The organism is Gottfriedia acidiceleris (assembly GCF_036421055.1).
In the GTDB taxonomy this organism is placed as follows: Bacteria; Bacillota; Bacilli; order Bacillales; family Bacillaceae_G; genus Gottfriedia; species Gottfriedia acidiceleris_C.
Genome location: NZ_JAZGQS010000005.1, coordinates 69,886 through 82,796 on the forward strand (window position 1 = coordinate 69,886; position 12,911 = coordinate 82,796).

A 12,911-nucleotide genomic window follows, 5' to 3' on the forward strand; every position below is an offset into this window, starting at 1 on the left:
AATGTAAATAACATTTCCGGAGGTTTTCATAATGAAATTAAAAGTAGGAATAATCGGTTGTGGCGGAATAGCTAATGGTAAACATATGCCAAGCTTAGCAGCACTAGATCATGTAGAAATGGTAGCTTTTTGTGACATTATTGAAGAACGCGCTAGTAAAGCGAAGGCAAAATTTGGTGTTGAGGAAGCAAAAATATATACAGATTACAAGGAATTATTAGCAGATCAATCAATTGATGTCATTCACGTTTGTACACCAAATAAATCTCATTCATTTATTACAATTGATTCATTAGAAGCAGGTAAACACGTTATGTGTGAAAAGCCTATGGCAAAGACTTCAGCAGAAGCAAAAGCGATGGTAGAAGCGTCTAAGCGTACAGGAAAAAAATTAACAATTGGCTATCAAAATCGTTTTCGAAACGATTCACAATATTTAAGTGAAGTTTGTAAAAATAATGAACTAGGTGAAATTTATTTTGCAAAAGCTCATGCGATTAGAAGAAGAGCGGTACCTACTTGGGGCGTATTTTTAAATGAAGAAGAGCAAGGTGGAGGACCATTAATTGATATAGGTACTCATGCATTAGATTTAACATTATGGCTAATGGATAATTATAAGCCTAAATTTGTAGTTGGAAACGTTTACCACGAATTATCACATAAAGAAAACGCAGCAAACGCTTTTGGACCATGGGATCCAAAGGAATTTAAAGTAGAAGATTCCGCATTTGGTTTTATTACGATGGAAAATGGTGCAACCGTTATCCTAGAATCGAGCTGGGCTTTAAACACATTAGAACTTGGAGAAGCTCAAACTACACTTTGTGGTACTGAAGGTGGAGCTGAAATGAAAAATGGTCTTAGAATTAATGGGGAAGCATATGGGCGACTTTATGATAAAAAAATTGATATTCAAACTGGCGGCGTAGCTTTTTATGAAGGTGCATTTGATTCCGCTGAAGTATTAGAAGCGAGACAATGGATTGACAGTATTCTTAATGATACAGAGCCAACCGTGAAACCTGAGCAGGCATTAGTTGTAACTCAAATTTTAGAGGCAATCTACGAATCTTCAAAATCTAAGAAACCAGTATATTTTCATTAATTTGTATAGGAGATGGAAAAATGACAATACCAATTGCCTTACAATTATGGAGTGTAAAAGAGGACGCAGCAATCGACCTTTTCGGTACATTAGAAAAAGTAGCGCAAATGGGTTATGACGGTGTTGAGTTCGCGGGGTACTATAATAAAAATGCTTCGGAAATAAAATCTGTTTTAAATAAACTAGGGTTAAAGATAGCAGGATCCCATGTCAGTGCAGAACAAATTATTCACCAGATTGATGACGTAATTGCTTTTGAAAAAGAATTAGGAAACAAATACGTAGTATGCCCTTGGGCAAAATTCACTAGTTTAGAAGAATGGAAAGAATTTGCAGAATATTTACAACAGTCAGGAAAAAAGTTAGCTGAAGCAGGAATATCTTTAGTTTATCACAATCATGCTCATGAATTAGATGCATTAGAAAATGAATCTATTCTTGAAATTTTATTCAATTCAGTTCCGACCGATCTCTTAAAAGCAGAGCTAGATACTTATTGGTTAGAATTTGCTGGTGTGGATGCGATTAAATTTATGAGTCAGTATAAGGGAAGAACTCCTTTAATACATGTGAAGGATATGGCACCATCAAAAGAGGAAAGTACAGAAGTAGGAAATGGAATTATGAATATTAAGGGAATTGTACAACAAGCAAAACTTAATTCAGCCGAATGGTTAATAGTTGAGCAAGAAGCGTTTACAAAACCACAATTAGAAAGTGTTGAAATTGGATTGAATAACTTAAAAATGATTCCAGCTGAAGCTTAATAAGCTATTACACTATGTAAAAAATTAGAGATGGGTGAGTCATATGGTAAAAGTAACGATTTGGAATGAAAATCGGCATGAACAAATTAATCCAGATGTAAAAAGAATTTATCCAAGTGGAATACATACAACCATTGCTACTTTTTTAAATGAAGTAGGGTACGAAACTACGACTGCTACATTAGAGCAACCTGAGCATGGCTTGACGGATGAAGTGTTAGAAAATACTGATGTATTAATTTGGTGGGGACATATTGCTCATAACGATGTGGAAGATCAAATTGTTCAAAAAGTTTATGAAAAAGTATTGCAAGGAATGGGTTTAATTGTTCTTCATTCTGGACATTTTTCTAAGATTTTTAAAAAATTAATGGGGACTAGCTGTGATTTAAAATGGCGAGAAGCAGCGGAAACTGAAAGACTTTGGGTTGTCGATCCGTCCCATCCAATAGTAGATGGTATTGGTGAATATATTGAGATTGACCAGGAAGAAATGTATGGCGAGCATTTTGATATACCTGCGCCAGATGAGCTAGTTTTAGTTAGCTGGTTTAAAGGTGGAGAAGTATTTAGAAGTGGTTGTACATTTAAAAGGGGAAATGGGAAAATCTTTTATTTTAGACCAGGACATGAAACGTATCCAACTTATCATCATAAAGAAGTTCAAAAAATCATCATTAATGCAGTAAATTGGGCAAATAAATCAAAAAGAAATTATCCTTCATATGGACATAAAGAAGCCATAGAGACATTATCATAATTAAGAGAATGGAGCGAGAAAACAATGAAATTAGGAGTATTTACGGTATTATTTGCGGATCATTCATTTGAAGAAATGCTTGATAAAGTTGCAGACTCCGGATTAAAGTCTGTTGAAATAGGAACTGGTTGTTACCCTGGGAATGCTCATTGTCCGTTAGATCGTTTAATAGAAAGTGAGCAACTCAGAAGAGAATATATTGGAAAAGTTGAAAAAAGGGGATTAACAATTAGCGCTTTTAGCTGTCATGGTAATCCATTATCACCGGATAAAGAGTTTGCGAAGGAATCACATGATGTACTTGCTAAAACGATTAAACTGGCTTCACAATTAAATGTTCCAGTAGTAAATTGTTTTTCTGGAACAAGTGGTGACCATGAAGAAGCAAAATACCCAAGTTGGCCTGTAACTGCTTGGCCAAATGAGTATAGAGATGTTCTAAAGTGGCAATGGGAAGAAAAGCTAATTCCTTATTGGAAAGAAATGGGCAAATTTGCAGAAGATCATCACGTGAAAATTGGGCTTGAGCTACATGGTGGCTTTTTAGTTCATACTCCATACACATTATTAAAATTGCGCAAAGAAACTAGCGATGCAATAGGTGCTAACTTGGATCCTAGTCATCTTTGGTGGCAAGGGATTGACCCTGTAGCAGCGATTAAAATACTTGGAAAAGAAAATGCGATTCATCATTTTCATGCAAAAGATACGTATATCGACCAAGATAATGTAAATATGTATGGTTTAACTGATATGCAACCATATGGTGAAGTTCAAACTAGAGCTTGGACATTTCGTTCAGTAGGCTGCGGACAAAGTTTGAAAGATTGGTCTGATATGATGAGTGCACTACGTACTTTTGGATATGATTATGTTGTTAGTATTGAACATGAAGACCCAATCATGTCGATTGAAGAAGGTTTTTCGCGTGCCGTAAAAAACTTACAGTCTGTATTAATAAATGAAGAGCCATCACAAATGTGGTGGACTTGATAAAAGACTAGGAATCTATCCAAAAAAAGTTGGTGAAAAAATGGAAAAATTAAAAGTTGCGATTATTGGCTGTGGAAATATTTTTTTAATGCATGCACAACCTGCTGTCATAAGAGAAAATGTAGAATTAGTTGCTGTATGTGATAGTAAGGAAGAACGAGCAAAAGAGAAAGCTGAACAATTCAAATGTCGTTATTATACAAACTATCTGGAGCTTTTTGACAAAGAAAATTTAGATGTGATTCATATTTGCTTACCGCATTATTTACATGCGCCAGTTGCAATTGAAGCCGCAAAACGAAAAATCCATGTTCTTACTGAAAAGCCTATGTCTATCCATTATTCTGATGCACAAGAAATGGTAGAAACAGCAAAAAATAATGGAGTATCATTAGGTGTCATTTTCCAAAATAGGTATAATCCAGGATCCGTTCTAATTAAAGAAATGTTACAAAATGGTACTTTAGGTAAAATAAAATCTGGAAAACTTTCAGTTACATGGGATCGTTCTGACGAATACTATTTATCTAGTGATTGGAAAGGAACATGGGAAAAAGAAGGTGGCGGGGTAGTCATTGACCAAGCTATTCATACGATGGATTTAATGCGATGGTTCGTTGATGATGAGATTGAATATGTCGACGCTACAATTAGTAATAGAACACATGAAATGATTGAAGTTGAGGATTGTGCAGAGGGTGTTATTAAGTATAGAAATGGTGTAGTTACGGCTTTTCATACAATAAACTATTATTCTTATGATGCACCAGTTACGATTGAGCTGGATTGTGAAAATGGCCTTGCTAAAATGGTTGCTGACCGTGGAGTAGTCTCTTTAAAAGATGGAAGAGAGTTCATTGCTGACAACAATCCAAATGAAACCTTTGATTATGGCAATGGTGCGAAAGGATATTGGGGTGTTAGTCATGTAAAACAGATTAATAATTTTTATGAATCATTGACAGATCATTCTCAGTTACATATTACAGGTGAAGAGGCAATGAAAACTCAAAAAATGATTTGTGCAATTTATGAATCAGGTAAGAAAAAAGAGAGGATCTATTTATAAATAAATCTAATATATTATCCTCAATAATTTAAATTTAATCATTAGACTTATAAAAAAGTAAATGATGTGGAGTGTAATTTTCCATGTTTTTACTTTTTTTATTTTCTCAAATGAGTTCAATGACTAATTGAAATATTAGAATTTTTTTGATTATATCATGTTTATTTACTCAAATTGGTCGATCCTCATTTATGAAAAAGCATATATTTAACTATAATCCGGTGAACATTTTCTGTACTAAATTATATTATGAGGAGGTATTAAAAATAGATTTTAAACAGATGAAGTTCATTATTGGGGAGATGACTTTAGATAAAAAAAATATTTACAATTAATGAAGTTAGAAATAAAGATCTTAATATTTCAACGGTGAAATTTCATTTACCGAACTGAGTATATTAAGGATTTACTTCAAGAAAATCAAGCTTACTAGAACATACTAAGAAAGAAATTAAATTTAATCGTTATTAAGCTTAAGAACAATTTTATTGGTTTGAATAATGGTAAAGTATTCGTAAAAAGGTGGACTGAGAAACTATTTGAGCAGTTAGATAAATATATTGTAAAAAATTAGTAATTGATCCGCCCTACCAAAAGAAACATTTAATGATCACCTAAAGGATCACATTGAAAAGAAAGTGTTAGTGAATAGAAATCTAGTAGAATATGAAGAATTAAAAATATGATTAATCGGATAATGGGCAACGAGTTCAGTTGTCACTTATCCGATTTTTAATTTGGATCTATTCGTAAAAATGGTTGTATTTGTGCTAAACAAAAAAGAATCACTTGGAAAGGTTCTATGGCGGAATATACACTTCAAAGCGATATTTGAATATGATGGGTATATATGGAAATGAATCCTTGGTGTAGAAAAGAGGTACAGTATGAATCATTTTTCAGAAATGCCCATTCAACAAATTGATAAAGAGTCGTCTGACAGTAATAGAGGGATAATTCAACAAACAAGTGAAGCTCGAACTGTAAATGATTTTCGATCGATCGCTGAGTTTGAAGGTATGTTGCGAAATAATATCGTATTAAGTGCACGAGCTATGTCTCAAAGTAGAGTGAGGTTTGCAGTATTTGAACGCTCTTATTGTAATCCAATGTACTGGCAATTAATGAGAACTGGAGGTTTCTTATTGAGGCCAGGTGTAAGACCATCTGACGCGATTAATGATATATTCTTAAATAGTTCATATTATGCGTTTGAATGTGCAACGGCAATGGTTATTATCAATTACCATGCGGTCCTAAATCTTATTGGTGAAAACTTATTTAATCAAATTTTTCAAAACATCTATTTGTACGGATGGCATGCTGATCCTGACTTAGGAATAGGTGCCCAGTATTCTGATCGAATTTTACCTGGAGATATTGTATATTTTAATAATCCAGAATTTAATCCACTAACCCCTGAGTGGAGAGGAGAAAATGCTGTTGTTTTAGGAGATGGTACTTATTTTGGTCATGGATTAGGAATTTTGACAGCCGAACAAATGATTTTTGCTCTGAATAAAATGAGATGGCCTGGAGCATTTCGGTCAGCCTACCTGACAAATTCAGTTACAAGACCAAACTTTAAACATTTGGCTGAATCATCGAATTGGCAACGAGATCACTCAAATAATAAATATAAGAATATAGTAGTTCATCATAATGAAAGTTCAATTTCATTTGATCATTATATGTATTTGTTAAGCTACTTTATGAATTACTTTATTTGATGTTAAATCGTAAAATATTACTTAAAATTATTCAAAACCAAAGTGAGGTTATGGCTAAATGTTTTATTTGCCTAAACCTCACTCTTTTTATCATATTACCATTAATTTAAGCTCCAATATTCCTTTTCCTATCTGAATTACTTAATGTAAAACTAAGCTAAAACTTGATAGGATGCAAAGCTGATAATTTTGCAGTTAAGTTGTATGAATAAATGATTCTCAACTTCATCAAAAGTAAAAGATAATTTATTATTAATTTAGTTAATCTATTACCTCTGGAACCCGATAAAAAATACACATTTGTGTGTACAAAGGGTAGAAAAAATGTAGGAAAATTTTACTTAATTTTGATAAAATTAATATCAGTACTATAATTCATCTGCATTTAACCTAAATGTAATAAAAGTAAAAATAGAAAATATGGCTTTTTGGTATACATAGAATGGAGGATATGGGATGGCGGGAATAAAAGATATTGCCAAAGAAGCAGGAGTTTCCATTTCAACGGTGTCATATGCATTAAATGGAAGTCCAAAAGTAACAGAAGAAACTCGAAGTAGAATCATGAAAATTGCAAATAGATTAGGTTATGTTCCTAATGCAGCTGCTAGAATGTTAAAGGTTAAAGAAACAAAAATTATAGGGGTATTCTTGGCTGATTATGGAGGTTATTTTTACGGACCGCTATTAAGAGGAATGAGACAAGCCTTAAACGACAAAGGGTACGAATTAATTGCTTGTTCTGGTGTGCAATCTCATCGACTTTTACTTGAAAAAGTAATAGATGGTGGAATCATTTTAGATCAGGCTTTTTCAGATGAAGAACTTTTAGATTATGCTGAAAAAAATTATAAAATGGTGGTCATGGATCGAGAATTACAACACAACAATATTAAAGGAGTTTTATTAGATAACAATGGTGGAGCTAAGTTAGCGATTAATGAACTTCTTAAAAATGATGTCAAAAAATTATATGCTGTAACAGGGCCAGAAGGATCATACGATTCAAGAAAACGTATAGAAGGTGTTAGAGAAGAATTAGCAAATTATCCTGATATTGAGTTAATTGTAATCGGTGGAAATTTCATGAAAGATTCAGGAGAGTTAGCAGCAAAGCAAATCTTTTCAAACTATAATGAACCTATTGCAATTTTCTGTTTAAATGATGAAATGGCAATTGGGATCTATAACTACTTAGAAGAAACGAATTACAAAGTAGGTAAAGATGTTTTTATTGTAGGTTTTGATAATATTGAATTATCACAATATGTTTCACCAAGATTAAGTACGGTATCTTATTCTACATTTGATTGGGGTTCATTAGCGGCTAAAAATTTATTGAAACTCATATCTAACGAAGTCGTGGAGAATAAGAAAATTGAAGTTTCATTAATTGTTGGTGGATCTTCTTAAGTAGATTTATATCAGAAACTTAAGTTTTGCTTAAAGGGACTTAAATTTCTCTTAAAAAGAGAGTTTTAAGTTTCTTTTTTTGTGTTAAAAACTAAAAATTTCACATACCGTACTATGTTGAACAAACTAAAAAATAAATTCTTTAGTACTCAATATTGAAAAAACAAACTTAGAATTTAACCTCTTTGACTCATAGGAAAGGAAATTAAACTAATCATGTCGAAATATTGTACTAGATAAATTTTACCAAAGGACTGAATACGATTGGGCATATTATTGTTAACAGGTTTTGAACCTTTTCTGAACTTTTCAATTAATCCTACAGAAGAAATTGTGAAAGAGTTAAATAATCAAGAAGTTGGAGGGTTTCAAATTATCGGGGCAGTTTTACCTGTTGATTTCAGTACTGCGGGTAATGAGTTAATAAAATTGTTTCATACGTATAACCCATCAGCGGTAATCTCATTAGGGTTAGCAGGTGGTAGATATAAAATAACACCAGAACGGATCGCTATAAATTGCAATGATGGTGCAGCGGACAATAAAGGGATTAAGTATGCAGGGGCAAAAATTGATCCAGAAGGCCAGGATGGACTATTTACAACACTTCCAATTCAAAAGATTGTTCATGAATTAAACAAACACAAATATCCAGCTGAAATATCCAATTCTGCAGGTACTTATCTTTGTAATAACGTTATGTATCAAATGCTTAATGAAATTAAAAAAATGAACATGCATATTCCGACTGGCTTTATTCATATTCCAGCTTCACATGAAATGGCCGTAATTAATCAGAAGTTGCCAAGTTGGTCGCAAACTGATTTGACGAATGCGATAAAGCTTGCAATCGAAGTGATTGGTTTAAATGACTAACACCGAATTAGCTATTTTTCCATTAGGTTGCTCTGGCTTAATCTGTTATTTTGGTGAGTCTATTTCAATCAAAACAAATAATCTAGTACATGCTTTCTCAGAATATCTAAAAACTAAGTTAAGAACGAAAATAACAGCGGTCGTACCATCTTATCATTCCATTACGATTTTTTATGATTCAATTAACTTTTCATATGAGGAAATAAGCCAAGAAATAAAGTTACATTTTAATCGTTATAACCGTTCTAAAATTAACAAAGAGCGCACAATTTATAAAATTCCGATTTGTTTTAGTTCCACTTTTGGGACTGAACTTCCAATAGTAGCAGAGCATAATAAACTAAATACTGAAGAAGTAGTACAACTTTATTTAGAAAAAATGTATCCCATTTATATGATTGGTTTTTTACCTGGTTTTCCTTATCTCGGCGGATTAAACCCTAAACTATCAACTCCTAGACTAATAAAGCCAAAAACAGTTTTAAAGGGTTCGGTTGGGATTGCCGGAAATCAAACAGGGATTTATCCTTTTGAATCTCCAGGTGGATGGAATATTATTGGACGAACTCCAATTTCAATATTTTCTACGAAAAATAATGGTGCAGAAAACTTTAAACCTGGAGATTTAATTAAATTTTTTGAGATTAATATGGAAGAATTTAATGAGATTGTTCAACTAATGAAAGTGGACAACTATTCAATTAAAAAGGAAGTGCGTCTTATTGATTCATATTGATTTAAACTGTGATTTAGGTGAAAGTTTTGGGAATTACAAAATAAATGACGAACAAATTATGCCACATATTACTTCAGCCAATGTCGCTTGCGGATATCATGCAGGGGATCCGTTTGTAATTTATGAAACTGTAAAATTAGCAAAACAGTATCATATATCAATTGGAGCGCATCCAAGTTTTCCTGATTTACTTGGTTTTGGTAGAAGAGAAATGAATTTCAGTGAGGATGAAATTTATAAAATCGTTCTCTATCAGATTGGTGCACTTTATTCGGTCTGCAAAGCGAACCGAGTTGAACTTCATCATTTAAAACCTCATGGTGCACTTTATAATATGGCAGCTACAAATTTAAAACTCGCTCTAGCGATTACAAAAGCAATGAAAGACTTTGATTCTACGCTAACCTTATATGGACTAGCAAATAGCAAATTAATAGAAGCGGCGATTGAAATGAATATTCCTTTTTCTTCAGAAGTATTTGCAGATCGAGTATATGGTGATGATGGTTTATTAGTCCCTCGTAATCAATTAAACTCGGTTCATCATAATACGGACGATGCTATTAATCAAGCTCTACAAATAGTAACCAAAAAAACCGTATCAACAATTTCCGGTAAAGTTATTCCAATTCAAGCTGATACTATTTGTATACATAGTGATTCAGGTATTTCAATTAAATTAGCGATGGAAATACGTAAGGTATTTAGTGAAAATAATATCCTAGTTAAGTCAATAGGAGCGTAATACTTTGAAAGAGTTTTTTGAAGTTTTACAAAGAGGTGTATCAATTTCAATTCAAGATAAAGGAAGAAATGGTTTTAGGCATTTAGGTATACCTGTTTCTGGTGCTATGGACAAGTTAGCTTATCAAATTGGAAATCTATTAATAGGAAATAAATTAAACGTAGCTAGTATTGAAATTGCGATTGGTGGTACGGTTCTAAAAGCATTAAATCAATTTTCAATCGTCATTACAGGTGGAAATTTGAAAACTAAAATTAACGGTAAATTAGTTGAGATGAATAAAATAATCGACATAGCAAAAGGAGAGATTTTGACTTTTGACGGGGGAAATACTGGTGTTTATTCATACATATCGATCCCCGGCGGAATTAAAAGTGAATCTCATTTCGAAAGTCAGTCATCGTATGAACCTGCTTCTCTTGGATTAATTCCTAAAAAGGGTACCATAATTTATGGTTCAAGCACTTCTTATAAACCAGTTAAAAATGGACTGAAACATGAGTATATTCCAACCTTTCCTAAGCATCAATTGGTTCATTTTATTAAAAGTAGTCATTTTGAGAAAATACCACACCATATAACACAAATTTTATCTGAACCTCTAACAATTGGTACGTTTAATAGAATGGGGATGTATTTAAGATCAAAAAATGCTAATTTAAAACAGTTTGATTCAAATATTCTATCAGAAGGCACTACTTTTGGAACAATTCAAGTACTACCAACTGGTCAACCAATTATCTTATTAGCGGATTCTCAAACTACAGGCGGGTATGCTACATTAGGAACTATCATTTATTCAGATCTTTGGAAACTTGTACAAATGCAACAAGGAAATACAATTCAATTATTATCAGTAGATGTAGATGAAGCGAGACTTTTAAATAATAAGCTTCATTTATTTTTAAACTATTTACAAATTGAATGTAGAAATAAGGAGAGGTAACGATGGAAAATTTAATTGCAAAATTATTTGATGCAACAGAAAAAGGCGAAAATGAAATTGTTATTGAACTAATAAGAGAACAGCCAAATTTGATTCATAAAGAAAATGAGCATGGGTTAACATTACTTGGCATCGCAGCACATTACGGTCAATATGAAGTTGTAAAAACTTTAATAAAAAATGGTGCTCAGATCAATGCCCTTTCTCATTCAAAACTTTCATTCATTCCGCAAAACACAGCTCTACATGCAGCAATTGCAGGTGCTAAGTCAATAGAATTAATCGAATTTCTTATCACTAATGGAGCAGATCCTAATATTAGCGACAGTGAAGGTAACACGCCATTACATATCGCGGCATTTGAAGGAAATACGTCTATTGCTGAACATTTGTTAAAAAACGGTGCTCAAATTAAAACGAATAATTCCGGTAAAACCCCAATTGAAATTGCAAAAGAACGTGGTAATTCAGATTTTACCAATTTTATAATAGAAGTAACTTTATAAATAATTCGTGGTGTTGTGATGACTGTTCTCTCACAACACTTTTTGTTATGATAAAGGAAAGACTAGTAAATGAGGAAATAGTATTGAGAATAAATGTTTATATTAGCGCATCAGGGTACTGTTCTAGAAGAGCAGCAGAACGATTGGTTGCTTCGGGACAAGTTAAAATTAACGGATTAACTGCAGAAAAAAACAGCATAGTAAAAGAAAAAGACCTTGTACAAGTAAATGATGAAGTGATTTACTTAACAAGTGAGAAAGACTATATCATTCTAAATAAACCAGTTGGAATTACCTGTACAGGATTACAAACTGTAGAAGGGAATATAATCGATTTTGTCAATTATCCAAAAAGACTTTTCCCAATAGGTAGATTAGATAAAGATTCTGAAGGATTAATCATTCTTACAAACGACGGACCTATTGCACATAAAATTTTACATAGCGAACATGGACATGAAAAAGAATATATTGTCACAGTTGATCAGCCAATTGATGAAGATTTTATGAATGGTATGTCAAATGGAGTACTCATCGGAACTGTTTTAACTAAAAAATGTAAAGTAGAAAAAATAGATGAATATACATTCCGTATTATTTTGACGCAGGGCTTAAATCGTCAAATTCGTAAAATGGCAAAAAGCTTTGGTTTTAAAGTGATTAAATTAAAGAGAATTCGAATTATGAATATCCATATGGAAAATCTAGAAATAGGCAAATGGAGAAAATTAACAGAAAACGAGTTATTTAATTTAAAAGAACAATTGAAAGAGGAAGAATCAAATGAAAATTTTAATTGATGCAGATGGCTGTCCAGTAGTTTCAGAAACAATTAAAATTGCAGCAGAATTTAAGATAAACGTTCTTTTATTATGTGATACTGCTCATATAATGCAAAAAGAGGGTGCTGAAACGATTGTTGTTTCACAAGGTGCGGATGCAGTTGATTTTGCTTTAGTAAATCGAGTTGTAAAAGGAGATCTCGTCATCACTCAAGATTATGGTCTTGCTGCAATGGTTCTATCAAAGCAAGCTTATGTATTAAATCAAAATGGTTTTCAATATACAAATGAAAATATTGATTCACTTTTACATACACGATATGTTTCAAAGAAAATTCGAAATGCAGGTGGAAGAGTAAAGGGACCAAAAAAACGTCAGAAGCTTGATAATACAAATTTCGAAAACGGTTTAAGAAAATTACTTTCATCAATTTCTTTATAGTAAAATAGAATTGTACAAATAAAATTAAAAAGGAGGCA

14 protein-coding genes are annotated in these 12,911 nt (G+C 32.5%); all 14 read left to right on the forward strand.

Features of this window, described 5'->3' with window-relative positions; genetic code table 11:
- Positions 1-31 precede the first annotated feature (31 nt).
- A complete protein-coding gene (locus RAH41_RS09325; protein ID WP_331222080.1) occupies positions 32-1,108 on the forward strand; it encodes a Gfo/Idh/MocA family oxidoreductase in 1,077 nt (358 codons plus the stop codon).
- 20 nt (positions 1,109-1,128) lie between these two features.
- Positions 1,129-1,875 (forward strand): sugar phosphate isomerase/epimerase, encoded by a 747-nt coding sequence (locus RAH41_RS09330; protein ID WP_331222081.1) that lies wholly within the window; start codon positions 1,129-1,131, stop codon positions 1,873-1,875.
- 43 nt (positions 1,876-1,918) lie between these two features.
- On the forward strand, positions 1,919-2,635 hold the full coding sequence (locus RAH41_RS09335; protein ID WP_331222083.1) for a ThuA domain-containing protein: 717 nt from the start codon (positions 1,919-1,921) through the stop codon (positions 2,633-2,635).
- Positions 2,636-2,659: 24 nt separating this feature from the next.
- The gene (locus RAH41_RS09340; protein WP_331222084.1) at positions 2,660-3,628 is read left to right on the forward strand and encodes a sugar phosphate isomerase/epimerase; all 969 of its coding nucleotides are present in this window, start codon (positions 2,660-2,662) and stop codon (positions 3,626-3,628) included.
- Between the two features lie 40 nt (positions 3,629-3,668).
- On the forward strand, positions 3,669-4,697 hold the full coding sequence (locus tag RAH41_RS09345) for a Gfo/Idh/MocA family oxidoreductase (RefSeq protein WP_331222085.1): 1,029 nt from the start codon (positions 3,669-3,671) through the stop codon (positions 4,695-4,697).
- A gap of 887 nt (positions 4,698-5,584) precedes the next feature.
- Entirely contained in the window at positions 5,585-6,427 is an 843-nt protein-coding gene (locus RAH41_RS09350; RefSeq protein WP_331222086.1) for a protein-glutamine gamma-glutamyltransferase, read from the forward strand.
- Between the two features lie 456 nt (positions 6,428-6,883).
- Entirely contained in the window at positions 6,884-7,840 is a 957-nt protein-coding gene (locus tag RAH41_RS09355; RefSeq protein ID WP_331222088.1) for a LacI family DNA-binding transcriptional regulator, read from the forward strand.
- A 264-nt stretch (positions 7,841-8,104) separates the two neighbouring features.
- Positions 8,105-8,716 (forward strand): pyroglutamyl-peptidase I, encoded by a 612-nt coding sequence (locus RAH41_RS09360; RefSeq protein WP_331222089.1) that lies wholly within the window; start codon positions 8,105-8,107, stop codon positions 8,714-8,716.
- Positions 8,709-9,452 carry a 5-oxoprolinase subunit PxpB gene (gene pxpB, locus RAH41_RS09365; protein WP_331222090.1) on the forward strand — a complete coding sequence of 248 codons (744 nt, stop codon included), beginning with the start codon at positions 8,709-8,711 and terminating at the stop codon, positions 9,450-9,452. The genes RAH41_RS09360 and pxpB overlap by 8 nt, the downstream gene beginning before the upstream one ends.
- Positions 9,439-10,197: a 5-oxoprolinase subunit PxpA gene (locus RAH41_RS09370; RefSeq protein WP_331222091.1), complete on the forward strand. Its 759-nt coding sequence runs from the start codon at positions 9,439-9,441 to the stop codon at positions 10,195-10,197. The genes pxpB and RAH41_RS09370 overlap by 14 nt, the downstream gene beginning before the upstream one ends.
- Positions 10,198-10,201: 4 nt before the next feature.
- Positions 10,202-11,143, forward strand: coding sequence for a hypothetical protein (locus RAH41_RS09375; RefSeq protein ID WP_331222092.1), 942 nt, complete (start codon positions 10,202-10,204; stop codon positions 11,141-11,143).
- Positions 11,144-11,145: 2 nt separating this feature from the next.
- On the forward strand, positions 11,146-11,649 hold the full coding sequence (locus RAH41_RS09380) for an ankyrin repeat domain-containing protein (RefSeq protein ID WP_331222094.1): 504 nt from the start codon (positions 11,146-11,148) through the stop codon (positions 11,647-11,649).
- Between the two features lie 83 nt (positions 11,650-11,732).
- A complete protein-coding gene (locus tag RAH41_RS09385; RefSeq protein ID WP_331222095.1) occupies positions 11,733-12,449 on the forward strand; it encodes a pseudouridine synthase in 717 nt (238 codons plus the stop codon).
- The gene (locus tag RAH41_RS09390; protein ID WP_331222097.1) at positions 12,433-12,873 is read left to right on the forward strand and encodes a YaiI/YqxD family protein; all 441 of its coding nucleotides are present in this window, start codon (positions 12,433-12,435) and stop codon (positions 12,871-12,873) included. Before RAH41_RS09385 ends, RAH41_RS09390 begins: the two co-directional genes overlap by 17 nt.
- Positions 12,874-12,911: the final 38 nt, after the last annotated feature.